Source organism: Bacillus sp. FSL M8-0025 (assembly GCF_037975475.1).
Lineage (GTDB): Bacteria > Bacillota > Bacilli > Bacillales > Bacillaceae > Bacillus > Bacillus subtilis.
Window position 1 is genome coordinate 2252247 of the sequence record NZ_CP150258.1, and the last position, 23164, is coordinate 2275410.

Annotated in this window: 27 protein-coding genes; 2 read left to right on the forward strand and 25 right to left on the reverse strand. The window is 44.3% G+C overall.

From position 1 onward, the window contains the following. Positions 1-108: 108 nt before the first annotated feature. Positions 109-981 carry a DUF1002 domain-containing protein gene (locus MKX38_RS11425; protein ID WP_014480169.1) on the forward strand — a complete coding sequence of 291 codons (873 nt, stop codon included), beginning with the start codon at positions 109-111 and terminating at the stop codon, positions 979-981. 29 nt (positions 982-1010) lie between these two features. On the opposite strand, the gene lysA is transcribed toward MKX38_RS11425, so the two are convergent. The 23 genes from lysA to ansA form a co-directional block, all read right to left on the reverse strand. Beyond that, complete coding sequence (gene lysA, locus MKX38_RS11430) at positions 1011-2330, reverse strand: diaminopimelate decarboxylase (protein ID WP_004398851.1); 1320 nt, start codon at positions 2328-2330, stop codon at positions 1011-1013. Positions 2331-2435: 105 nt separating this feature from the next. Continuing rightward, complete coding sequence (spoVAF, locus tag MKX38_RS11435) at positions 2436-3917, reverse strand: spore germination protein SpoVAF (protein WP_003230471.1); 1482 nt, start codon at positions 3915-3917, stop codon at positions 2436-2438. Next, positions 3868-4479: a stage V sporulation protein SpoVABEA gene (gene spoVAEA, locus MKX38_RS11440; protein ID WP_003230469.1), complete on the reverse strand. Its 612-nt coding sequence runs from the start codon at positions 4477-4479 to the stop codon at positions 3868-3870. The genes spoVAF and spoVAEA overlap by 50 nt, the downstream gene beginning before the upstream one ends. A 7-nt stretch (positions 4480-4486) precedes the next feature. Then, positions 4487-4837, reverse strand: coding sequence for a stage V sporulation protein AE (gene spoVAE, locus MKX38_RS11445; protein ID WP_003230467.1), 351 nt, complete (start codon positions 4835-4837; stop codon positions 4487-4489). A gap of 1 nt (position 4838) precedes the next feature. Further along, a complete protein-coding gene (spoVAD, locus tag MKX38_RS11450) occupies positions 4839-5855 on the reverse strand; it encodes a stage V sporulation protein AD (RefSeq protein WP_003230465.1) in 1017 nt (338 codons plus the stop codon). Between the two features lie 12 nt (positions 5856-5867). Continuing rightward, entirely contained in the window at positions 5868-6320 is a 453-nt protein-coding gene (spoVAC, locus tag MKX38_RS11455; RefSeq protein ID WP_003223947.1) for a stage V sporulation protein AC, read from the reverse strand. Positions 6321-6332: 12 nt separating this feature from the next. Then, positions 6333-6758 (reverse strand): stage V sporulation protein SpoVAB, encoded by a 426-nt coding sequence (gene spoVAB, locus MKX38_RS11460; RefSeq protein ID WP_003230463.1) that lies wholly within the window; start codon positions 6756-6758, stop codon positions 6333-6335. Beyond that, a complete protein-coding gene (spoVAA, locus tag MKX38_RS11465) occupies positions 6748-7368 on the reverse strand; it encodes a stage V sporulation protein SpoVAA (protein WP_015714205.1) in 621 nt (206 codons plus the stop codon). Before spoVAA ends, spoVAB begins: the two co-directional genes overlap by 11 nt. A gap of 126 nt (positions 7369-7494) precedes the next feature. Next, positions 7495-8262 carry an RNA polymerase sporulation sigma factor SigF gene (gene sigF, locus MKX38_RS11470; RefSeq protein WP_003230458.1) on the reverse strand — a complete coding sequence of 256 codons (768 nt, stop codon included), beginning with the start codon at positions 8260-8262 and terminating at the stop codon, positions 7495-7497. 11 nt (positions 8263-8273) lie between these two features. Next, positions 8274-8714, reverse strand: a complete 441-nt coding sequence (spoIIAB, locus tag MKX38_RS11475; protein WP_014477237.1) for an anti-sigma F factor — start codon at positions 8712-8714, stop codon at positions 8274-8276. Continuing rightward, positions 8711-9064 (reverse strand): anti-sigma F factor antagonist, encoded by a 354-nt coding sequence (gene spoIIAA / locus MKX38_RS11480; protein WP_003223957.1) that lies wholly within the window; start codon positions 9062-9064, stop codon positions 8711-8713. The genes spoIIAB and spoIIAA overlap by 4 nt, the downstream gene beginning before the upstream one ends. A 95-nt stretch (positions 9065-9159) precedes the next feature. Then, entirely contained in the window at positions 9160-10329 is a 1170-nt protein-coding gene (gene dacF, locus MKX38_RS11485) for a D-alanyl-D-alanine carboxypeptidase DacF (RefSeq protein WP_014480174.1), read from the reverse strand. Between the two features lie 153 nt (positions 10330-10482). Next, positions 10483-11298, reverse strand: a complete 816-nt coding sequence (locus tag MKX38_RS11490) for a purine nucleoside phosphorylase I, inosine and guanosine-specific (protein WP_003230447.1) — start codon at positions 11296-11298, stop codon at positions 10483-10485. 12 nt (positions 11299-11310) lie between these two features. Beyond that, positions 11311-12495 carry a phosphopentomutase gene (gene deoB, locus MKX38_RS11495; protein WP_326243302.1) on the reverse strand — a complete coding sequence of 395 codons (1185 nt, stop codon included), beginning with the start codon at positions 12493-12495 and terminating at the stop codon, positions 11311-11313. A 160-nt stretch (positions 12496-12655) separates the two neighbouring features. Then, positions 12656-13546 (reverse strand): site-specific tyrosine recombinase XerD, encoded by an 891-nt coding sequence (xerD, locus tag MKX38_RS11500; RefSeq protein WP_004398985.1) that lies wholly within the window; start codon positions 13544-13546, stop codon positions 12656-12658. A gap of 7 nt (positions 13547-13553) precedes the next feature. Next, entirely contained in the window at positions 13554-13781 is a 228-nt protein-coding gene (locus MKX38_RS11505; protein WP_003230440.1) for a YqzK family protein, read from the reverse strand. Positions 13782-13905: 124 nt separating this feature from the next. Then, positions 13906-14355 carry a ferric iron uptake transcriptional regulator gene (gene fur / locus MKX38_RS11510; RefSeq protein ID WP_029726750.1) on the reverse strand — a complete coding sequence of 150 codons (450 nt, stop codon included), beginning with the start codon at positions 14353-14355 and terminating at the stop codon, positions 13906-13908. 112 nt (positions 14356-14467) lie between these two features. Continuing rightward, positions 14468-15112, reverse strand: coding sequence for a stage II sporulation protein M (spoIIM, locus tag MKX38_RS11515; RefSeq protein WP_004398593.1), 645 nt, complete (start codon positions 15110-15112; stop codon positions 14468-14470). A 100-nt stretch (positions 15113-15212) separates the two neighbouring features. Then, positions 15213-15428 (reverse strand): hypothetical protein, encoded by a 216-nt coding sequence (locus MKX38_RS11520; protein WP_256682860.1) that lies wholly within the window; start codon positions 15426-15428, stop codon positions 15213-15215. 99 nt (positions 15429-15527) lie between these two features. Further along, positions 15528-16847 (reverse strand): NAD-dependent malic enzyme, encoded by a 1320-nt coding sequence (locus tag MKX38_RS11525; protein WP_004398731.1) that lies wholly within the window; start codon positions 16845-16847, stop codon positions 15528-15530. Between the two features lie 17 nt (positions 16848-16864). Further along, positions 16865-18271: a malate-H+/Na+-lactate antiporter MleN gene (gene mleN, locus MKX38_RS11530; protein ID WP_130572529.1), complete on the reverse strand. Its 1407-nt coding sequence runs from the start codon at positions 18269-18271 to the stop codon at positions 16865-16867. A gap of 140 nt (positions 18272-18411) precedes the next feature. Beyond that, positions 18412-19839: an aspartate ammonia-lyase gene (aspA, locus tag MKX38_RS11535; protein ID WP_014480179.1), complete on the reverse strand. Its 1428-nt coding sequence runs from the start codon at positions 19837-19839 to the stop codon at positions 18412-18414. A 44-nt stretch (positions 19840-19883) separates the two neighbouring features. Beyond that, entirely contained in the window at positions 19884-20873 is a 990-nt protein-coding gene (gene ansA / locus MKX38_RS11540) for an asparaginase (protein ID WP_004399032.1), read from the reverse strand. A gap of 181 nt (positions 20874-21054) precedes the next feature. On the opposite strand from ansA, the gene ansR reads away from it, so the two are divergent. Beyond that, a complete protein-coding gene (ansR, locus tag MKX38_RS11545) occupies positions 21055-21405 on the forward strand; it encodes an HTH-type transcriptional regulator AnsR (protein WP_004399024.1) in 351 nt (116 codons plus the stop codon). Between the two features lie 8 nt (positions 21406-21413). On the opposite strand, the gene MKX38_RS11550 is transcribed toward ansR, so the two are convergent. Then, positions 21414-22577, reverse strand: a complete 1164-nt coding sequence (locus MKX38_RS11550) for a TIGR00375 family protein (RefSeq protein WP_015714211.1) — start codon at positions 22575-22577, stop codon at positions 21414-21416. Further along, complete coding sequence (nudF, locus tag MKX38_RS11555) at positions 22574-23131, reverse strand: ADP-ribose pyrophosphatase (RefSeq protein WP_004398600.1); 558 nt, start codon at positions 23129-23131, stop codon at positions 22574-22576. Before nudF ends, MKX38_RS11550 begins: the two co-directional genes overlap by 4 nt. Positions 23132-23164: the final 33 nt, after the last annotated feature.

The following is a 23164-nucleotide window of genomic DNA, read 5'->3' on the forward strand; positions in this document are numbered from 1 at the left end:
AATCTCTTTATCTCCGTCTAACCTAACGGAACTGTATTTTTCATGATTCAGGTCCTCACAAAGCAGCACTATCCAGCTGCTTGTGAAATTGAAGGAGGTCAAACTGCTTTGAAGAAAATTTGGATTGGAATGCTGGCAGCGGCCGTTTTGCTGCTGACGGTTCCGAAGGTCAGTCTCGCGGATGCCGCAGTTGGAGATGTCATTGTAACACTGGGTGCTGATTTGTCAGAATCCGACAAACAAAAAGTGCTTGATGAAATGAATGTCCCTGATAATGCCACAACGGTAACCGTGACCAATAAAGAAGAACATGAATATTTAGGAAAATATATATCAAACGCGCAAATCGGGTCGAGAGCGATTTCTTCTTCGTCAATCACCATTGCCAAAAAAGGCTCCGGATTGAATGTTGAGACCCATAATATCAGCGGCATCACAGATGAAATGTACCTGAATGCACTGATGACAGCCGGTGTGAAAGATGCGAAGGTGTATGTTACAGCACCGTTTGAAGTATCCGGGACTGCCGCTTTAACTGGATTGATTAAGGCTTATGAAGTTTCTTCTGACGAAGCGATCTCGGAGGATGTTAAGCAAGTCGCCAACCAAGAGCTTGTCACGACATCAGAGCTTGGAGACAAAATCGGTAACGAAAATGCGGCAGCCCTGATTGCAAAAATCAAAGAAGAGTTTGCTAAAAACGGGGTGCCTGATAATAAAGCTGACATCGAAAAACAAGTGGATGACGCAGCTTCTGATTTAAACGTCACACTTACAGACAGCCAAAAGAATCAGCTTGTCTCCCTATTCAATAAGATGAAAAACGCTGACATTGACTGGGGACAGGTCAGTGACCAGCTAGATAAAGCGAAAGATAAGATTACGAAATTCATAGAATCAGATGAAGGCAAAAACTTCATCCAGAAAGTCATTGATTTCTTCGTATCTATCTGGAATGCGATTGTATCTATATTCAAATAGGAAAAGCGCCGAAAAATCGGCGCTTTCTTTTATTGCTTTACACCCGTTTTAAATGGCAGATCAAGTTTTACAATATCTTCGTATGTTTCTCGCTTCACGACTAAATGAGCCTCACCGTTTTCGACAAATACAACGGCGGGTCTCGGAATACGGTTATAATTGTTGGCCATGCTGTATCCATAAGCGCCTGTACAAAAAACGGCAAGAAGATCGCCTTCTTTTACTTCCGGCAGGTCAATATCCCAAATCAGCATATCTCCGCTTTCACAGCACTTTCCGGCAATTGATACCGTTTTGTCATGCGCTTCTCCGATCCTGTTGGCTGCCGCAGCTTCATATTTAGCTTGGTAAAGCGCAGGACGAATATTGTCGTTCATGCCTCCGTCTACAGCCACATATTGGCGGACACCCGGCACTTCTTTTTGAGAGCCAACCGTATAAAGAGTTGTGCCTGCGTCTCCCACGAGAGAACGGCCCGGTTCGATCCAAATTTCCGGAATGTCAAAACCGTAACGGGAAGCATTTTCTTTCACAGCTTCGATAATTTTTTCAACGTATTCAGTGGCATGAAGCGGTTCATCATCTTCCGTATAACGAATGCCGAAACCTCCTCCAAGATTCAGCACCTTGGATACAAATGAATATGAATCTCTCCATTCGTCTAGTTTTTTGAAGATTTTTTCCGCTGCTAACACAAAACCGGCCGTATCAAAGATTTGCGAGCCGATATGGCAATGGACACCCAGCAGCTGAATGTGTTCCGATTGTAATACTTGTTCAATGGCCCGTTCAGTTTGTCCGTTATGAAGATCGAAACCAAACTTTGAATCTTCCTGGCCCGTTGTAATGTAGTCATGCGTATGCGCTTCTACTCCGGGCGTGATCCGAAGAAGAACATCGATGGAATGACCCGTTTCTTTACACAGGTCTTCAAGAAGCGCAATTTCATAGAAATTATCCACCACAATGCAGCCGATGCGGTGCTCAAGCGCCATGCGCAGTTCTTCCCTGCTCTTATTGTTTCCATGAAAGTGGATGCGTTCTGCCGGAAAGCCTGCCGCAACAGCCGTATAAAGCTCTCCTCCGGATACGACATCTAAAGAAAGTCCCTCTTCCTCAGCGAGCTGAATCATTGCGACTGATGAGAATGCTTTGCTCGCATATGCCACCTGTGCTTTCAGCCCTGCAGAAATAAACGCCTGCTTAAAGCTTTTAGCACGCTCACGTATTAAAGCCACATCATATACGTAAAGAGGTGTACCATATTTCTCTGCTAAATAGAGAGCATCCACACCTCCGATTTCTAAATGACCATGTTGATTTTGTCTGCTTGTGCCGTGTAAGAACAATGTCATTCCCTCTTTCTCCGCTTATGGATGAAAGGACAGTTTTATGGACTGTCCCTTCATAATTAAGACATACATTATCATACTCTTCAGTCAGTTTCAATGCGATTATGAATTGGTAGGCTGCCTTAAGCGATTTTTGGGGTGAACGATACTGGGTCTTACTTTTGCGCCAGGTTTCGCTGTGCGGACAAGAACCTGCCACAGCGCCTTTCCGTTAAAGGGAATCAGCGGCCATAAGTACGGTGTCTGAAGGGATTTGATGCTTGCCATGGCAATAATTAGCACTGTAAATCCGATGACGAGCCCTTTTATATGAAATAAGGCAACGAGTATCATGAGGACAAGACGGCTCATTTTGTTTGCCAAGCTTAATTCATAACTAGGCGTCGTAAAGGTTCCAATCGCCGCAAGTGAGACGTACAGAATCACCTCAGGAGAAAAAAGGCCGACCTCAATCGCAATCTGCCCGATCAGAACAGCGGCAATTAAACCCATTGCTGTCGATAAAGCCGTCGGGGTGTGAATGGCAGCCATTCTGAGAAACTCGATTCCTAAGTCAGCTAAAAATATCTGCAGGATGATCGGGATATGCGTATCTTTATTTAAACCGATAAATTTCATGTTGTCCGGGAGCAGATCAGGCTGAAGCACAAAGAGAAACCAGATCGGAAGAAATAAAGTAGAAGCAAGAATACCGAAAAATCTTACCCATCTTAAAAAGGTCCCGACTGAAGGCGCCTGCCTATATTCTTCAGCATGCTGCACATGGTGAAATAAAGTCGTCGGGGTAATGATCACACTCGGCGATGTGTCCACTATAATGATAACATGGCCTTCTAGAACATGATTTGCGGCCACATCCGGTCTTTCTGTATAGCGCACGAGCGGAAAAGGATTATAGCTTTGATTAACAATGAATTCCTCGACAGTTTTGTCTGCCATTGTTAATCCATCGACATCAATGGATGCAATTTCTTTTTCTACGATCTCAACCAGATCCGGATCAGCTATATCTTCTATATAACAAATGCTTAAATCCGTCTTTGACCGCTCACCAACTTTAGTCATCTTGACTCGAAGGCGTTCGTCTCTGATCCGCCTTCTGAGAAGGGCCGTATTGACGACGATATTTTCAACAAATCCGTCTCTGGCTCCCCTGACTACCTTTTCCGTATCAGGTTCTTCCGGGTTTCTGCCCGGATAGCTTCTGACGTCAATTATAAATGCGAAGCCTGCACCTTCAACAATGACAGCGACGAGCCCGGACAGCACTTGGTCGGTGGTTTCATCCAAGGTTTTTACTTTTTCGACCTGGGCGTTAAGCAGCCTGTTTTCGACGATGTCGACCAGCTCATCAGGGTCTTCTTTCCGATTGTTAATGGCAACAAGCTCTCTCATTAAATGAATAATATAGGCTGTATCGCATAATCCATTTAGATAGTAAAGCTGGATCTCTTTATCTAAAATCGTGAGCTTGCGAACACCTACATCATAGCTCGTCCCCATCCCAACACGGTTTTTGAAATACTCTTCATTTTTAGCTGGATTCCGATAAACCCGAATTTTCTCTTCCTTGTGGTCCGGCATGATACCCGCTCCTTTCTAAAATAAACTCGACCGCTTTCATGGTGATTGGCGACCCTTTTGAGATATCGTCTTTTCTGCCCATTTTGCCGATATCCCCGATACCGACAATAAGCGGGAGATCAAGTTTATCAAGGCAATAGACTGTATCTCCACTCATTCTGTGGTCATCAAATTCCCTTTCCCCGACTTTATCGACGCCGTATTCAGTTATTTCTCCATTGCGGTCAATGCTTACATCGACCCTGGTCCATTCAGCCTGATGTGTTTTTGACGCGACCGCAATCACACCGAGCACTTCAATAGACGGATGGGTTGCGACATAGGTTAGAGCGGCTTCTCCCGGACCCTCTCCTTGAAGGCCGGAGTCGTCAAACATGACAAATACAGGATCATACGGTGCTGAGGCGATCAGCTTGACAAGCTCGGCGCCGCTGCGGGTGGAAGGATTCCCTTTTGATTGTGAAATGCATCGGCCTCCCACTTTGCTTGCGGCGTATTCAATTGTTTTAGCGGCATAAACATCCCCGTCTGTTACCAGTATGACCTTGCGTTTTGTCGTCATGTCGGCATTATCCTTTCGGTTTGAAAATAACAGCTACGATAAAGGCGAAAAGAATAGCGGCTGAGATACCGGCCGAGGTCAGCTCAAAAATCCCCATGCCGATTCCGATAAATCCGTGTATATGCGCCTGATGCATGGCGCCGTGCAGAAGACTGTGACCGAAGCTGACGATCGGAACGGTGGCGCCTCCTCCGGCAAATTCAATAAATTTATCGTAAATGCCGAAACCATCTAATATTGCACCGATTACAACAAATGATGTCATGACATGAGCTGGCGTCAATTTAAAAATATCCAAGAGCAGCTGGCCGACGATACAAATGGCCCCGCCGCAGACAAAAGCCAAAAGGTAGTCCATGTTAAGATGCACCTCCTGCACGCTCAAATACAACCCCGTGGGCGATAGTCGGGATGGTTTCTTTTTGCTGGATCATCGTCGGGCTTAATAGCGCCCCGGTCGCCACGACAAATACACGGTTTAGTTTTCCTTCTCTCAGCTGCTTAAAAATATGAGAGTAGGTGACAACCGCTGAACAAGCACAGCCGCTCCCCCCGGCAAAGACCTGCTGATCCGGAGTGTAAATCAGAAGCCCGCAATCATCATGCTTTGTGCCGACTGGATATCCATCTTCTTTTAAAATGTCTTTTACGATTGGAGAACCGACGCCTGACAGGTCACCTGTCAGGATTAGATCATAGTCATCCGCTGTCCGGTTGAGATCTTTAAAGTGCTGCTTAATCGTATCAGCTGCAGCCGGAGCCATAGCCGATCCCATATCAAAAGGATCTGTAATTCCTAAATCAGAAACCTTCCCGACAGTCGCACTTGTGATTTGGATATCACCCGGTGTCTGACTGATGACAACTGCACCGCTTCCGGTTACAGTGGAGGTAGCAGTGTCCGGTTTTTGGCCTCCGTATTCTGTCGGATAGCGAAACTGTCTTTCCGCAGTTGCATTGTGACTGCTGGTGGCAGCGAGTGCCCTTTTGGCAAACCCTCCATCAACTAAGGCTGATGCGACAGCCACTGTTTCCATTGATGTTGAACAGGCGCCAAACATACAAAGAAATGGGATTTTCAAGTGTCTTGCCACATAGTTAGCCGTCACGTTTTGGTTCAGCAAGTCGCCTGCCAGCAATAGGTCAATATCATCTTTTGTCAGATTGTTTTTTTGAAGTGCAACATTAACAGCGTCTTCCATCAGCTGCCGTTCCGCCATTTCCCAGCTTTTTTGATTACAATGCATTTCGTCATAGGTTTTATCAAATAAAGAGCCAAGCGGTCCGTCTTTTTCCTTTGGTCCTGCTGCCGTTCCCGCTGAGTTGACAAATATGGGATGTTCAAATACCCAGGTTTGCTTTCCTGTTAATTTCATTTTCTTCTCCTCCTATGACATCAGTTTCTCAAAAGCAAACCGAATCATTCCAACGATGTATGCAGCTACAACTCCGAAAACAATAACATTTCCTGCCAGTTTAAACATATTTGTCGCTACTCCAAGCACTAATCCTTCGCTTTTATATTCAAGAGCCGCACTTGCCATACTGTTGGCAAAACCCGTGACAGGTACGGCTGAACCTGCGCCTGCGAATTGTCCGATTCTGTCATAGATGCCAAACCCTGTAAGTAGGGCAGAAATTAATATCAGCGTTGCAGCTGTTGGATTCCCCGCAGTTTTTTCATTGAAATCAAAAAAATGGATATAAAAATTTTGCAGACCTTGCCCGATTGCACAAATCAGTCCGCCCACTAAAAAGGCTTTTACACAGTTCCAGACGTAAGGCGGCTTAGGCTGATATGTTTTCACTTTTGATTTGTAATTTTCTTTTATGTTTGTCATCTTGAAACCTCCTTATGAATGGTCAATAAAGTACAGCCAGTGAAATAAAGATCCCGCGATTTTCCCAATCACGATGGCCATTAACAGAATAATGATTTTACTTCTGAGCCCGATTCGTTTCGCCAAAATCGGCAGGACATTTAAAACCTCTGTAAGAGCAGCCGCTAGCATCCCGACGAACAAACCTGCCAGAAGCCCGACCGGCACAGCTATCCATTTTGTTAGATAAAGATGATTCATATGAAGCGTCTCCCATCCCCCGCAAACCGCGCCAAGAATAACAGCCGCTTCATAAGCCTGAACAAATCTCATTGTTTTGGTGAGCTGCATCAGCCGCGGAATGATTCCCATTACGGTTAAAAAAGCAACGAAACCCGCCCCCACCGTTATGCCTCCGCCGAGCCCGACAAAAATGATGAACAATACACTAACGATCATGCAGATCCTTTATGGTTTCTTGATTCTCATGCATGGCCACATATTGATCGAGATCAAGCTGATAGTTAAACATCTCAACCTCCAGCGGGCTGGGCTCTTCATTTAGGCGCTTTTTAAATATGTGGTTAAAAAACACGATCATCCCCAGTCCCAAACCGATGCTGTATGGGATTTGAAGCAAATATGGATAGTCATTCCTCTCTCCGGTTATGATTTCATATAGTGCGATATGAACATCTCTCATGCTTACATCCTCATGAAAGTTCATGATGGCAAGACACGATCCAATAAACAGAAGCAGCCAGACACCGATAAATAGAACCGTTGATAAATTTCGCTTTCGATACTGAATTTCAACAATGGTTTCTGCTCCGCCTACGGTTTGAACATCAAGTGTCGGGTCTTGTAAATGAATGGCTCTGAGGACTTGTATGATATCCAGAATTACGATATTTTTATCTTTTTCGCTCACCTGATAAAGCGGCATAGCCGAAAGTTTCTTTTTCAGCTGAAGCTGCCCTTCTATTTGCGCGGCATCTCCAACGGTAATAATATCCCCTGGATGTGCCAGCACCCGGTGGCGAAGCCGGATAAATATTCGTCGTTCCATCATTGATCACCATCTTTCGGTGGTTATATATGTAGTATGTGGTTCGATTTTGTTCTCATTCATCCGCTCGAAAAGACCATAAATTACCACGCTTTTGCACACAAAAAAGCTAGCCTGCACTGCAGACTAGCCATCCGTATGATCCATTTGAACCTTGATCTGTTTTAATATTTTCTTTTCAAGCCTGGAAACCTGCACCTGAGAGATCCCGAGCCGCTCAGCCACCTCGGACTGTGTCTGGTCTTTATAATATCTGAGATAGACGATTAGTTTTTCCCTTTCCTCCAAATCGCTGATCGCTTCTTTCAGCGCAATTTTGTCAAACCATTTTTCTTCTGAGTTGTCAGCGATTTGATCAAGCAGGGTAATCGGATCTCCGTCATTTTCATAAACGGTTTCGTGAATCGAAGATGGAGCCCTTACCGCCTCTTGGGCCAGTACAACATCCTCAGCTTCAATCTCCAAATGGTCAGCGATCTCCTGCACCGTCGGCACTCTGCCCAGTGTTTTCGAAAGCTCATCCTTCGCGCGCCGGATTTTGTTTCCAAGCTCTTTTAATGACCTTGATACCTTTACGGTTCCGTCATCACGGATAAATCGTTGGATTTCTCCGATAATCATCGGCACTGCATACGTTGAAAAACGCACATCATAGGTTAAATCAAATTTGTCAACAGATTTTAACAGCCCGATGCAGCCGATCTGGAAGAGATCGTCAGGCTCATATCCTCTGTTTAAAAACCGCTGTACGACAGACCAAACAAGACGCATGTTTTTTTCTATGAGGAGGTCTCTTGCCTGCTGGTCGCCATTTTGGCTTTGTTTGATTAATTCCTTTACTTCATGATCCTTCAGCTGAGCGTTTTTGCCGTTTTTCTTAACCTCCACATCCATAACAAATCTCCTTAATTACAAAGCGCTTTGCTTTTTGATAAGTGCTTTGTTAAGCGAATCGTTGTTCCCATTTCAGGCGATGAATCGATACTGACATCATCCATGAAATTTTCCATAATGGTAAAGCCCATTCCAGAGCGCTCAAGCTCAGGCTTAGTCGTAAATAGAGGCTGACGGGCTTCTTCAAGATCTGTAATGCCTAAGCCTTCATCACGAATGGTCATATATACGACATGATCTTCCAGCGTCACTGAAATGTAAACTTTTCCTTCACAGTTCTCTTCATATCCATGGATAATCGCATTCGTGACAGCCTCTGACACGACTGTTTTGATTTCAGTCAGTTCATCCATTGTCGGGTCCAGCTGAGCTATAAATGATGCAACTGTCACACGGGCGAACGATTCATTCTGACTGAGGGCAGAAAACTCAATGTGCATTTCATTTTTCATGATGCCACCCCCAGTGTCAGGAGCGCCTGCTGTTCAGATTGTTCAAATCGGATAATTTTAAACAGACCCGACATATCAAACAATCGCTTCACCGCAGGAGAGATAGCGCAAACGACCATTTCCCCGCCAATTTGCTTAATTTGCTTGTATCTTCCTAAAATAACGCCAAGCCCCGAGCTGTCCATAAAGGAGAGGTCCTCCAAGTTCAGCACGATATGGCGAATATCATCCTTCTCCAATGATTGAGTCACTTTTTGCTTCAGGGTTTCAGCCGTATGGTGATCGAGTTCGCCTGTTAATCGAATACAAAGCACAGATTCTTTGACATGCATGTCAATTCCAAGGCTCATGCTCATTCCTCCTTGATATGATCGGATAATGAGTGTTTCGATTTCGACGGAATGAATTCCTTCACCGTGACAAAACTAGTGGTCATTCGGCATAATTACTTAAATTTTGTCCAGTCTCCCATCGTCCGCTTCAAGAATGTGATAAACCCGGCTTTCTTCATATCTTCTTTTGCAGCAACAGGACTTTCAGCGAGTACTTCTCCATCCTTTTTCAGAACAAGAGTGCCAAGCTCTTGGCCTTTTTGAATCGGAGCACTAATATTGTCCTTCATCTTGATTTCTTTTTTCACATCGTTCATATCCTCGCCTTTTTTCGTCAATATTGAAATCGGCTCAGATGTAGTGAGTTCGATCAATTTTTGTTTCCCTTTTTTGACCTTTACTTTTGCTACTGTTTGATTTCGTTTATATAAAGGATGCGTTTCATATTGGCTAAAGGCGAAGTCAAGCATTTTTGTCACTTGCGCGTTTCTTTCTTTAGGCGTGCTCGCTCCGAATACAACCGCTATGGCCCGCATGTTTCCTTTTTTAGCCGAAGCAGTCAGACAATATTTCGCTTCGCCTGTATAGCCTGTTTTTACGCCGTCTACACCAGGATAAAATTTGATAAGGCGATTTGTATTTACAAGCCAAAACTTTTTATCTGTATTTTCACGCAGATAATCTTCATACGTGCCGGTAAACTTCGTAATTGATTCGTATTTCAATAATTCCTTAGCCATGATTGCCATGTCATAAGCAGAGCTGTAGTGTCCTTCCTCGGTCAGTCCTGTTGGATTTTTAAAGGATGTATTTTTCAATCCCAGCTCTTTTGCTTTTTTATTCATTTTCTTCACAAATTCTTCTTCAGAGCCGGAAATAAATTCAGCCATGGCGACGGAAGCGTCATTTCCCGAAGCGATTGCGATGCCTTTCAGCATTTCTTTGACAGTCATTTCTTCGCCGGGCTCAAGGAAGATCTGTGAGCCGCCCATTGACGCCGCATGCTCGCTTGTACGGACTTTATCACTCATTTTGATTTTGCCTTTATCTAAAGCTTCCATAATCAAAAGCATCGTCATAATTTTCGTCATGCTTGCAGGCGCCAGTCTCTCATTGCTGTTCTTGTTGTAAAGCACTTTTCCTGTGTCACGTTCTATCAGCACCGCAGACTTCGCTTCATGAGCAAGCTCCGATGTACGTTTTCCGTCTTGTTTTGCAAATGCAGACGGTGCAAATGTAAGCAGCATTATACCAATCAACAAAGTGGATAAAAGACGTTTCATCTCAAAAGCCCTCCATTTCATAATCCTTTTTATTTTTTCCAAGCGGGATGGTTTTATACGCCACTGATGGAAAATGTTTCGAATTTTGGGCATAAAAAAGACAGCTGTGTGATATCAGACACAGCCGTCTTTTGGCCCTGCATTGATTCATTTTTATTCGTACTGAGCGACGATCGCTTTAACAAGCTTTAAGAATCCAGCTTTTACTTTTTCGGTCACTTCCATAACTTCATCGTGACTTAAAGGCTGATCCAGAATTCCGGCTGCCGCGTTAGAGATGCAGGAAATGCCAAGAACCCGCATTCCCGCATGATTCGCTACAATGACTTCCGGAACAGTAGACATGCCGACTGCATCAGAGCCCATCGTTCTTAAGAACCGGACTTCTGCCGGTGTTTCGTAAGAAGGTCCTGTCACAGCAGTGTACACGCCTTTTTGAATTGGGATATTAAGGTCTTTCGCAATCTTTTCAGCCAGGCTGGACAGATCTTTGTCATAGGCTGAAGACATATCTGGAAATCTGGCGCCGAAATCTGCTTCGTTTGGCCCGATTAACGGGTTTGTTCCCATAAAGTTGATATGATCGGTAATAATCATTAAGTCTCCCGCACGGAATTCAGTGTTGACACCGCCTGCGGCATTTGTCACGATCAACGCTTCCACACCGAGCGCTTTCATCACGCGTACAGGGAATGTGACTTTCTCCATTGAATAGCCTTCATAAAAATGAAAGCGGCCCTGCATTGCAATGACGGAAACTCCTTCAAGAGTGCCAAGCACAAGCTGTCCGGCATGCCCTTCAACAGTAGATACCGGGAATTCAGGTATGTCTTCATATTTCAGCTTGACCGGATTTTCGATTTCGTCCGCCAAAATGCCAAGACCTGAGCCTAAAATAAGGCCGATCTTCGGAGATTCCGGCAGGTTTTGTTTAATAAAAGCGGCTGCGCGTTCAATTCTGTCCTTCAAGAAACAGTCCCCCTATTGTAATAAAGATAAAAAGCTTTTCCCGTATTTCGGTTTATTCGTTTGGAAATTATCAGCGATCGTTGCGCCAATATCGGCAAATGTATCTGCAAGCGGCAGCATTTGCGCTTTCTTATGTTTTTTGCTGTAAGCGAAAATCGGCACATACTCGCGTGTATGGTCAGTCCCATGATGAATCGGATCATTGCCATGGTCGGCTGTAATAATTAACAGATCGTCTTCTCTCATTTTTTCAAACACTTCCGGAAGCCGCGCATCAAATTCTTCAAGCGCGCGTCCGTAGCCTTCAGGGTCACGGCGGTGTCCGAATAACGCGTCAAAATCAACAAGGTTCGCAAAGCTCAGACCCGTAAAGTCTTCACCCAGCGTATCAATCACCTTGTCCATTCCGTCCATATTGGAAACCGTTCTGCGTGAAGAAGTAATGCCTTCTCCGTCGTAAATATCAGAGATTTTACCGATTGAAATCACATCTAAGCCGCTGTCTTTCAATTCATTCATGACAGTGCGATCAAACGGTTTAAGGGCATAGTCATGGCGGTTTGGCGTCCGTTTGAATTGACCCGGCTCTCCGACGAACGGCCGTGCAATAATGCGGCCAACCATATATTTCGGATCAAGCGTCAGCTCTCTCGCCGTTTCGCAAATGCGATACAGCTCCTCAAGCGGCACAACCTCTTCGTGAGCGGCAATTTGCAGAACAGAGTCAGCAGACGTGTAAACAATTAAAGCCCCTGTCTCCATGTGCTCCTGACCAAGCTCATCCAAAATCGCTGTGCCGGAAGCCGGCTTGTTTCCAATAATTTTGCGGCCAGATCTCTTTTCCAGCTCTTGAAGCAATTCATCAGGAAAGCCTTCCGGGAACACTTTAAATGGTTTATCAATGTATAAACCCATAATCTCCCAATGGCCGGTCATCGTATCTTTTCCGTTTGACGCTTCTTGCATTTTTCCATAATAGGCAAGCGGATGTTCTGTTTTTTCTACACCTTTGATATCTTCGATAAGACCAAGGCCGAGCTTTGCCATATTCGGCATATGTAATCCGTTCATATGCTCGGCAATATGACCGAGCGTATGAGCGCCTTCGTCATTAAAGTCAGCGGCATCCGGCGCTTCGCCGATTCCGACTGAGTCCATCACAATTAAAAACACACGATTATATTTGTATGCAGGCATCTTGAAAGCCTCCTTTTTTTCTATACGTCTATTGTATCGCTAAGAGGTCTGACAACTCAAGTATAAATCGTTTTCATTCCCGTTGACAATGTATTTGGAAATAATGAGAAACTTCAATATTTTCTGTCGCTCTAAACAAAAAAGCCGCAGCCACCTGCGGCTATGCTCGCGGATGAAACTGCTTGTACACATCCTTCAGCCTTGTTTTCGTCACATGCGTATAAATTTGCGTCGTGGATATATCCGCATGACCGAGCATTTCCTGCACCGCTCTTAAATCTGCCCCGTTCTCAAGCAGATGCGTCGCAAAGGAATGCCTGAGTGTATGCGGAGTCAGCTCTTTCTTAATGCCGGCTTCCAACGCGATTTTTTTCAGGTTCTTCCAAAATCCCTGGCGGCTGATCTGTTTGCCGTGATGATTTAAAAAGAGGGCGTCAGATACATTATTTTTTAACAGTTTTCCCCTGGCTTTTGTCATATATTCCTCAATAGCGGAAGCAGCGGCTTCACCGATTGGCACAATCCGTTCTTTTCTTCCTTTGCCGAAGCATCGGATAAACCCCATAGATAAATGAACATCAGCCGTTTTCAATTCAATCATTTCACTGACTCGTATGCCTGTCGCATAAAGCAGCTCCAGCATCGCTTTATCCCGGTATCCGAATGGGCTCGTCAGCTTAGGCGTGTCCAATAACCGCTCGACCTCATTGAGCGCGAGCACCTTCGGAAGCGCCCGTTCCGTCTTTTGTGTTTCGATATGAACGGAAGGGTCCTTATCCGTTACTTTTTCCCTGAGCAGAAATTGATGAAAAGAGCGAATGGATGCCAAATGCCGCGCCGATGTCTTGCCGGATTTCCCCGAGTCCTTCAAATGCTTTAAATATTGGATAATATGTATGCGGGTAACGTGATTCCAATCTGTAACATGAAGGGTTTCTGTTAAGTAGAGAGAATAGCTTTTCAAGTCACGTTCATAGGATACGATCGTATTTTGAGAGAGCCCTCTCTCTACCATAACGTAGTGGATGAAATCCTTTATTTGATCTTTCACTCTTGATCTACTCCCCGTTTTGGTAAAAAAAGATCAACCGGTCGAACCATCCGCCTTTTTCATCCTGATCCATTTCAACAACTTTTACAGCGGAGCCTTCCGGTTTATCATACCGATGATAGTTTTCATACTCTTGATTCACCCATATCATAGCATAATAGAACAAAGCGGTAAAACCGGTAAACAGGATGAAAACTTTCAATGCATCGACAGCTGTTTTCAGGAATCTTCCCATGTCCTAATCGATCCTTTCCCTATGGTTCCAGTTATATAAACCATATGCCAAATCAGAAAGGTTTTATACATAGAAACAGCAAAAAACCCTTTCCCTATGAGAAAAGGTTCGCGCTCGGCACCGTCTATTCAGTTTCTTTTCCGTAACAGCGGTGGCAAATGCCGTGAAACGTCAATCTATGATCTTTAATCTTAAATTTCCAATCACGTTCAATGATTTCTTCCACGTCTTCAAGCAAATCTTCTTCAATTTCATCAACGGCTCCGCACTCCATGCACACCAAGTGGTGATGAAAGTGAGCTGCTCCCTCTTTCCGAAGGTCGTAACGGGACACACCGTCTCCAAAGTTAATTTTATCTACGACTTTTAATTCAGTTAATAATTCAAGCGTACGGTATACTGTAGCGAGACCGATCTCAGGAGATTTCTCTTTTACGAGGAGGTATACATCTTCTGCGCTTAAATGGTCTTCTTCGTTTTCAAGCAGCACTCTTACTGTCGCTTCACGCTGTGGCGTAAGTTTATAGCTGGATGAGTGCAGTTGTTTCTTAATACGATCAATACGGTTTTCCATGTCTTTCCCTCCTACGCCGCATTCCATGACTCATTATAACAAAATACGCGCAGAGTTCCAACTATAATTATTATAAACTGATAAATAAAATGGTTTTCTTTTAATAATGATTTTAAAAAAGTCTAGATGTAAGCTTTTCCATTAAAACAGGAGATAAGTATGCTTCAAACAGAGATGAGATCAGCGCTAAAAACAGAATGACCAGCAGCACAAAGGCATACCGCCCGAACCATTGAATCGGCGCGTCATGCAGGCTTCGTTTCACGAACAGCTGTCTGATTAACTTTAAAGAAAACGCAATTGCACATGTGCCCATAATGAGATAAGCCGGAATCAGCAGCACATTTTGCGGCAAAACGGAGACAAATGATAGGAAAAACCCGCTTACTCCCATCTGATTGACTAGGAACCCGACAGTAAAGCCGACGACGATCCCTTTCAGAAAGATCATGATGAAAATAATCGGCATCCCAATGACGGAAATTCCCAGTATCCACATCAGGCCTAAATACTTTGCATTATGAAAGATACTTTGCCCAAACATATCAGCTGAACTTGCCTGTTTTCCATCCGAAAGCTGTCCAAAAAATTGACTTAAGTAGTAGTATAAATCTTCTTTCTGGCTGATGGTCATACTGTTGACAATAATCGCGCCAAAGATGACACCCATGAAAAACAGCACTGACACAAATATATAAAGAGAGAGATGATCTTTAACATGCCTGAGAAACATGTCCTTATAAGAGATTTTTCGCATACCGTTTCCTCCCGCCCGCTCTAGTGATTTGATTTAATAGATTGTATGAAAGAAACAGAAAAACATGCCCTTTTTCAAAAAGAAACGATAGAGACGAATGCTAGGCGGCTTTTTGGAGCACAAAAAAATCCTTATCATCAACTGCTGTATGATCATAAGGATTCTTATGCTTCCGTTTATTCAAAATCTCTTTTTTGCTTTTTGTCATTCTTTCATGTGTGCTGAAAGATGGTGTGCTGCCTCTTGATAATAAGACGTCACGTCCGCCGTTTCTCAATCGATGCCCCCGCTTCTTTTTCGCTTGGCTTTTTGCCATGTGATCACTCCCTTTTTTATTTTCATAGTAATGATAACAAAATTGAACAATGATAAGAAAAAAACAGCACCTGCTACGACAGGTGCTGTTTAGCTACATTTATTTCACTGCTGTAAGAGCTGCATGCTCGACAGCTGCTGCTACCGCATGATGGACTTTTGAATCAAGCGGCTGAGGGACAACATCACCTTGTTTAGTGCAGGCTGCGATGGCCTCTGCTGCTGCGACAAGCATATCATGATTAATCTCCGTGCTTTTTGCGTTAAGCGCTCCTCTAAAAATCCCCGGAAAACCGAGTACATTATTAACAGAACGCCCGTCAGCTGCATATGCGGCGCCAGCCTGCAGTGCGGCCTCCGGCTCAATTTCCGGCTTCGGATTCGATAAAGCCAAAATTACTTGACCAGAACGTACAAATGCCGGTTTTATTAAACCCGGAACGCCCGTTGTAGCAATGACAATATCACATGTTTCCATGAGCTCCTCAATACTGGAAACTGCCTGTCCGCCGTATTGTTCGAGACGGTTCATTGCTGACTCTGATTTGTCTGTTCCGTACACAGCATTCACACCATAAGCCATGAACATCCGGCAGATGGCCACGCCTGCTGCGCCAAGGCCGATTTGCCCCACTTTCGCTTCCTTCAGGTCAACTCCCGCACTCCTGCATGCCGAAATGGCAGCTGCCAGCGTCACTACAGCTGTACCATGCTGGTCATCGTGCATAACAGGAATGTTCAGCTCCTCTTTTAGGCGATCCTCGATTTCAAAACAATGCGGCGAACCGATATCCTCAAGAAGGATGCCGCTAAAGCCCGGAGAAATATGTTTTACTGTTTTGATGATTTCTTCAGGATCACTCGTATCAAGCAGTATCGGAATGCCGCTAATACCCGCCAGCTGATCAAACAAAGCAGCCTTTCCTTCCATGACAGGCATGCCAGCCACAGAGCCGATATTCCCAAGGCCTAAAATTGCGGTTCCATCCGTTACAATTGCAACAGAATTGCTGATCGTTGTATAAATAGAAGCTTTTTCAGGTTCTTTTTCGATCAGTCGGCACACGTCCGCAACACCTGGTGTGTAGACACGTCCCAGCTCTGCCAGTGAACGGATCGGCATTTTGCTTTTCATTTGGATTTTTCCGCCTTCATGTGCGGACAGGACTTCATCAGATACGGTGTGAAGCCTGATCCCTTCTCCGAGGGCCTGTACAGCCGCGATCACTTCCTGAAGCTGTTCTTCATTCTCCACTTGAACGGTAATATTCCGCATTGTGTAATTGGGTCCGACTTTTACCGTCTCCACTTCACCAATATCCCCGCCCAGAAGGCCGATGGCCGTAGCCACCCTTCCAAGATTTCCGGGAACCGAAGGCGTTTCGATCATCAGTGTCCGAATCATGTGTTTCGCTATCATTCAGTGATCCTCCCCTATTAGCCTAGTTTTTCGGCTTTAACTGTATTGTTTTTCGTATACCATATAAATTTTCCTGTATAACCATAGATAATTGCAAGACCTATTGCTACAAAACTGAGCCACATAAACGGCAGATAAGAGAAGGTAGAAACACCTAAAATACCAGCCATGTAAATCCCATTATCAGACCAAGGTACCATCCCCGAAGTCAATGTTCCCCCGACCTCTGAGTTACGTGATAACACTCTTCTGTCCAGATGCAAGCGATCATAGCTGTCTTCCATAATTTTCGGAGTCAAAATAAGAGATACATACATCGCACAGCCGAAGATGTTCGCTAAAAACGCTACGATCAGTGTAGACAATGTGACATTGCCGGCTGAAGTTAATTTCTTTTCAAACGTTGAAACAATGACTTTTAACACGCCGAGTTTCTCAAGCAGACCGCCAAAACCAAGGCCAAAGATGATGACGACGAGAGAATCAAGCATACCGACAATTCCACCGCGGTTTAACAAGCCGTTCAAAAATTCAACATCAGTTTTAATAGAGAAACCGTTGTACGCAGTTGCAATCGCATGGGCAATATCCATTCCTTGGAAAACGACAGCCCAGATTGCGCCGAGTAAAGCGCCAATTACGATAACCGGCATAGATGGCTTTTTCATCGCCAATAAGACTATGACGACAACTGCCGGGATCAGCATCCAAATATGAATGTCAAACGTGTTTTGCAAAGATGATTTTAAGAATTCAACTTTATCAAGATCAATATTTTTCCCGCCGTACATAAATCCAACAATTGTAAAGAGTATAGCTGTAATGACATACGCAGGTATTGATAAATAAAGCATTGCTCTCACGTGAGCCAATACATCGACTTTTGATAGTGAAGAAGCTAGAACTGTACTGTCAGACAGCGGAGACAGCTTGTCCCCGAAATAAGCACCTGAAAGAATAGCTCCCGCTACTAGAGGAAGCGGAATGCCTAAACCCTCTCCTATTGCAATCATGGCAATGCCGGCAGTTCCGACTGTTCCCCATGACGTTCCTGTTGCCACAGACATAATGGAACAAATAATTAACGTTGCCAGTAAAAAGATACTTGGGTGAATAAATTCCAGTCCGTAATAAATCAAAGTCGGCACAACGCCTCCGGCAATCCATGTTCCGATGAGCGCCCCAACTGAAACGAGAATCAGTACGGCTTCAAGGCCATTTGATATTCCATGTACAATCGCATTTTGTAAATCTTTATAAGAATAACCGAGTCTTATACCTAAAAGCATTGCAATAAACCATGAAACAAAAAGCGCCAGCTGTATCGGCAAGTCGAGAAAGACTGTAAACGATAGAACAAGTGCTAAAAATACTCCTAGTACAATAATAATTTCAAATAGTGTTGGCAATCTTACATCCTTCAAAAGAAGTCCCCCTTCATGTAAAAGCTAAAACGCTTTCAATATATAGTGCAACACGTATACTATACTTCCTCATCCCTATGTTGTAAACAGCTTATTCATCCGACTATTCGGAGATGAATAAGCTGTATTTTATACAAATTTTATTTTTCTAATAGTTCTTTCCCTGCGATACCTGGTTTGGTCATCTCATATGGGTTTAAAATAATATCCAATTCTTCTTCTGTCAGCACATCATGCTGCAGGCAAAGGTCACGGACTGATTGGCCTGTCATAATCGCTTCCCTGGCAATTCTGGCAGCCGCTTCATATCCAAGATGCGGATTGACAGCAGTAATCACTCCAGCGCTTTTTTCTACATATTGCTTCAACCGCTTTTCGTTGGCTTCGATGCCTTTTAAGCAATGATCAGTGAACGAACGGAAGCCGTTGTTCATGATGCTGATGGATTGAAGCAAATTAAAGACAAGCACGGGCTCCATGACGTTCAACTCAAGCTGGCCGGCTTCTGAAGCAAGGCAGATTGTATTGTCGTTTCCGATAACCTGGAACGCAATTTGGTTGATCAGCTCCGCCATAACCGGATTGACTTTCCCCGGCATAATAGATGAACCCGGCTGACGTGCAGGCAGAGAAATTTCCGCAAGTCCGGCGCGCGGTCCCGACGCCATTAAGCGCAGGTCGTTTGCGATCTTCGACATGTTCATCATGCAGACTTTTAATGAAGCTGATACCTCTGTATAGGCATCTGTATTTTGTGTCGCATCAACAAGATGATCAGCGCCGACAAGAGGAAGCCCGCTAATATCAGCAAGGTGCTTTACTACCTGTTTGATATATTCAGGATCAGCGTTCAGCCCTGTACCAACAGCAGTTGCGCCCATGTTGACTTCATATAGGTGCTGGCGCGATTGCTTGATTCGTTTGATATCTCGCTCGAGAACACGGCTGTAAGCTTCGAATTCCTGGCCAAGACGGATCGGAACCGCATCTTGAAGGTGTGTCCGGCCCATTTTAATAACAGAATCAAACTCCTGTGCTTTTTGCTTAAACACACTATGCATATCTTCCATTGTTTTCAGCAGTTTTTCCAAGAGCTTCAATGTAGAAATATGAATAGCAGTCGGGAACACATCGTTCGTAGACTGTGACATGTTCACATGTGTGTTTGGACTTAAATGGATATAATCTCCCTTTTTATGTCCCATGATTTCAAGCGCCCGGTTTCCGATAACCTCATTCGCGTTCATGTTCATAGAAGTTCCGGCACCGCCCTGAATCGGATCGACGATAAACTGATCGTGCCACTTGCCTTCCAGAATCTCGTCAGCGGCTTGTACGATAGCTTGGCCAATTCCTTCATACAGCCGTTTCACGTCCATGTTGGCAAGAGCCGCAGCTTTTTTCACAATCGCCAGTGCGTTAATCATTTCCTCATGGATTTTGTATCCTGTGATCGGAAAATTTTCAGAAGCACGGAGCGTCTGAATTCCGTAATAAACATCTGCTTCAATTTGTTTTTCCCCAAGGAAGTCTTTTTCCACGCGATATTCTTTTTGGCCGTTTAACATAATCTTTAACCTTCTTTCTCTTTGCTGGTTATCGTTTTTACATTTTACAGGACAACGTCATCAGCTATCGGCGTTTCCATAATTCTCTTGACGACAGGAAGATCCGAAGACTGACCTAGCGCCCACATCAATTTTGGCACAATTGCTTCTGTGTTCATATTTCTTGATCGGATAATTAAGTCTTGGTTGACTCTGCGGCCAACCTCGTAAATGCTCATGTCTTCGCCTTCTTCAAGACATTGAGTCGTAATGACGACGACAATGCCGCTTTCGATCAGTTCATTCACTTTTGACAAAATGTCTCTGCCTTCAAACGGCACTCCTCCGCTGCCATAACTCTCAATGACAATTCCTTTGTACATGCTTTTCAGGGCATCAAACATTTCGGGCTTTAAGCCTGGATGCAGCTTCAGCAGACATACATCTGTGCATAGTGAAGTGTCAACTGTGAAGGTGTCGTTCTCAGGTTCCGTTACTTGTTTGTTGTATTCGATCCCGTCTTCATTGATAAAAGCGATATATGGGTAATTGATGCTTTCAAATGCGTCGTAGCTTTTCGTTCTTAATTTGATCGCACGTGTTCCCTGAATGACTCTGCCGTCAAACACAACATAAACGCCGCCCACGCCTTCACAGGCAAATCGAATGGCATCTGTAATATTTTTTTTGGCATCGGTTTTTTGGAACGTGATCGGAATCTGCGAGCCGGTGATGACAATCGGCTTTTTGGCATGCTGCAGCATATACGATAGTGCGGCAGATGTATAGGCCATTGTATCTGTACCGTGAGTAATAACAAACCCGTCATAGGCATCATAATTTTCCTTAACGGCTTCTGCTATTTCCACCCAGTATTCAGGCTGCATATTGGTGCTGTCTATATTCATAAGCGACTGAGTTTCCATTGTGTAATCGTTATCAAGTTTTGATACGTAACTTAATAATTCATCAGCCTTGACTCCGGGAGCCAGCCCATTTTCCCCTTCAACTGAAGCAATCGTTCCCCCAGTTGTCAACATCAATAATTTTTTCATACCATGCACCTCTTCACTGTATCTAAAGATGGGTTGCGAGAAGGTATTCGCTTTTCGCATACTTTTAATGCAATTATAGACACGGAAAATAAAATACGCAAGACATTATTATTCAATTCGCGTACACTTCCTAATACCTATATGATATAATCAGCTCAAGGTGAAAAAGGAGCGGAAGTTCATGAATCTAGATCGTTTAACAGAATTGAGAAAAAAGAAAAATTGGTCGCTTCAATATACAGCTGACCTTCTCGGTATCGCAAAAAGCACATATGCCGGCTACGAGTCAGGCTACCGACGGCCTTCACTTGAAGCGCTTGCCATGCTGGCTGACCTCTTTGACACAACCTGCGATGAACTTTTAGGCCGCGAGAAACAAAAGCAGACTGCTCCTCAGGCCATAGAATTGGCCACGTGGAGCAGCCTTGACTTTACCATTTCTGTTGATGGCCAGCCGCTGAGTGAAGATGAAATCATCCAGCTGATTACCTTTATACGCACAAAAAGAAAAGTACAGGAGGAACTGAGTTAATCTTTAGCTCACGGTTTAATTTTACCGTAGGTTCCTCCTCCTCCGGCTTTCAATTCCAGTTTTCCGGATCTCGCTTTTACGATAAGCGCCGCGGTTTTCGGCGGGACAACGCGAGCCAAATCTTCTTCTGCAGCCTCGTGAAGAACAGCCATTTCTGTTCCGAAGGCTTTTTTTAGTTTGTCCAGCGTTTTCGGGCCTACACCCGGAACAAATTGCAGCGGGATCTGATGTACATATCGCGGACGCGGGACGCGAACTTCAAGCTGATTACTCAATTCATGCAATCTTTCGCTGACTCCCTTGGTAAATCTGGAATTTCCGCAATTCGCGCACGCTGTTTCCCCGCTTACAGCAGGCTCTCCGCACGCTTCGCAAGCGGTCTGATAATATTTCCCCAATAACGGGTCCAAGCCGTAATTTGCGATAATTTTCCTGTCATCTTGTCCCTTTAATGCAAGAGCAAATTCAGTAAAATCAGCTGACTGCACATATAGTTCATTATATTCTCTGCCGATTTTCCCCAACGAATGCGCATCAGAATTTGTTAAAAAAGGATACGGATTCAATTGCGATACGTGTGATGCCATGTCTGTATCACAGCTTAATCCAAGCTCCACCGCGTCTATCATAGATGGATCAAAAACCTCAGTTAAGCTTGATTTAACCCCTTTTCCATATAAGCTTTTATGCGGCGTAAAGATATGGGCGGGGATAAACAGGCCGCCCATATCCTGCACTTTTTTTTGCAGGTTTAAGCCCGTTTCATAAATCCGCTGCGAGCTTAAATGAATATTTTTCAGCCGGGCTGACAGCCAGTTTGAAAACTGTTTCATATCAGCCAGCGTCGGCATAAATACGAGCACATGGATCGGCCCGCTGCAGGCTTCATCATAAATCTCCAGCTCGCTCCCCAATAAAAGAGTCGTGCTGCGATAACGGATTCCTCCCCCGTCAAGCTCGCGATATTTTCCAGATGAAATGCCTTCCTCAAGCTCTAGAATGACTTCCGGAGAATGACAGTCGATAATGCCGAGGAGTTCAATTCCTTTATGTTCACTGGCTTCAACCAAAATTCTGTCCAGCGTTAATGTTTTGGCGCCTGTTATTTTGACAGCCCTTCCTGTAAAGGTCCGGCCGATATGAATGTGCAAATCCGCGTAAATCTTTTTCATTTTTGTGCTTGGAGCGCTTCTTTCAGTTGAAGATACTGAATCGCGTAGGCTGTTTTAGCATCATATACTTCACGCGATTCAACCAGCTTTAGCGCATCTTCAAGCGTCACCTCCATCACTTCAACAAACTCGTCCTCATCAAGCTCCCGTTTTTCTTCAAGCACAGAAAGCTCCTCAGCAAGAAAAACGTGAACGATCTCATCTGCAAATCCGGGTGATGTATAAAACGCAGTTATTTTTGTCAGTTTTTTTGCTGTATAACCGGTTTCCTCTTCAAGTTCCCGAAGTGCCGTATACTCCGGCTCCTCACCTTTTTCAAGCTTACCGGCCGGAATTTCAACGATCGTCCGCTCAAGCGGCTTACGGAATTGTTTGACCATGATGATTTTCCCTTCATCTGTGACGGCTAGTACCGCTACAGCTCCAGGGTGTTTCACAATTTCACGTTTACTGGCTTTGCCGTTTGGCAGCTCTACATCCTCGACATAAAGATCAATGACTTTACCCGAAAAGATCTGTTCTTTGGCAATTGTTTTTTCTTCTAATGATTTCATTTCTTCATCTCCCGTTCTGTCTCTATATGATGC

Excerpts from the sequence above, each read along its gene's own strand:
- spoVAF (WP_003230471.1), bottom strand. The coding sequence starts at position 3,917 with ATGCCGGACCACAAGGAAGAGAAAATTCGGGTTTATCGGAATCCAGCT.
- spoVAEA (WP_003230469.1), bottom strand. The coding sequence starts at position 4,479 with ATGACGACAAAACGCAAGGTCATACTGGTAACAGACGGGGATGTTTAT.
- spoVAE (WP_003230467.1), bottom strand. The coding sequence starts at position 4,837 with ATGGACTACCTTTTGGCTTTTGTCTGCGGCGGGGCCATTTGTATCGTC.
- spoVAD (WP_003230465.1), bottom strand. The coding sequence starts at position 5,855 with ATGAAATTAACAGGAAAGCAAACCTGGGTATTTGAACATCCCATATTT.
- spoVAC (WP_003223947.1), bottom strand. The coding sequence starts at position 6,320 with ATGACAAACATAAAAGAAAATTACAAATCAAAAGTGAAAACATATCAG.
- spoVAB (WP_003230463.1), bottom strand. The coding sequence starts at position 6,758 with ATGATCGTTAGTGTATTGTTCATCATTTTTGTCGGGCTCGGCGGAGGC.
- spoVAA (WP_015714205.1), bottom strand. The coding sequence starts at position 7,368 with ATGGAACGACGAATATTTATCCGGCTTCGCCACCGGGTGCTGGCACAT.
- sigF (WP_003230458.1), bottom strand. The coding sequence starts at position 8,262 with ATGGATGTGGAGGTTAAGAAAAACGGCAAAAACGCTCAGCTGAAGGAT.
- spoIIAB (WP_014477237.1), bottom strand. The coding sequence starts at position 8,714 with ATGAAAAATGAAATGCACATTGAGTTTTCTGCCCTCAGTCAGAATGAA.
- spoIIAA (WP_003223957.1), bottom strand. The coding sequence starts at position 9,064 with ATGAGCCTTGGAATTGACATGCATGTCAAAGAATCTGTGCTTTGTATT.
- dacF (WP_014480174.1), bottom strand. The coding sequence starts at position 10,329 with ATGAAACGTCTTTTATCCACTTTGTTGATTGGTATAATGCTGCTTACA.
- deoB (WP_326243302.1), bottom strand. The coding sequence starts at position 12,495 with ATGCCTGCATACAAATATAATCGTGTGTTTTTAATTGTGATGGACTCA.
- MKX38_RS11505 (WP_003230440.1), bottom strand. The coding sequence starts at position 13,781 with ATGGGAAGATTCCTGAAAACAGCTGTCGATGCATTGAAAGTTTTCATC.
- fur (WP_029726750.1), bottom strand. The coding sequence starts at position 14,355 with ATGGAAAACCGTATTGATCGTATTAAGAAACAACTGCACTCATCCAGC.
- spoIIM (WP_004398593.1), bottom strand. The coding sequence starts at position 15,112 with ATGCGAAAAATCTCTTATAAGGACATGTTTCTCAGGCATGTTAAAGAT.
- MKX38_RS11520 (WP_256682860.1), bottom strand. The coding sequence starts at position 15,428 with ATGGCAAAAAGCCAAGCGAAAAAGAAGCGGGGGCATCGATTGAGAAAC.
- MKX38_RS11525 (WP_004398731.1), bottom strand. The coding sequence starts at position 16,847 with ATGATAGCGAAACACATGATTCGGACACTGATGATCGAAACGCCTTCG.
- aspA (WP_014480179.1), bottom strand. The coding sequence starts at position 19,839 with ATGTTAAACGGCCAAAAAGAATATCGCGTGGAAAAAGACTTCCTTGGG.
- ansA (WP_004399032.1), bottom strand. The coding sequence starts at position 20,873 with ATGAAAAAATTATTGATGTTGACAACTGGGGGAACGATTGCTTCAGTT.
- ansR (WP_004399024.1), top strand. The coding sequence starts at position 21,055 with ATGAATCTAGATCGTTTAACAGAATTGAGAAAAAAGAAAAATTGGTCG.
- MKX38_RS11550 (WP_015714211.1), bottom strand. The coding sequence starts at position 22,577 with ATGAAAAAGATTTACGCGGATTTGCACATTCATATCGGCCGGACCTTT.
- nudF (WP_004398600.1), bottom strand. The coding sequence starts at position 23,131 with ATGAAATCATTAGAAGAAAAAACAATTGCCAAAGAACAGATCTTTTCG.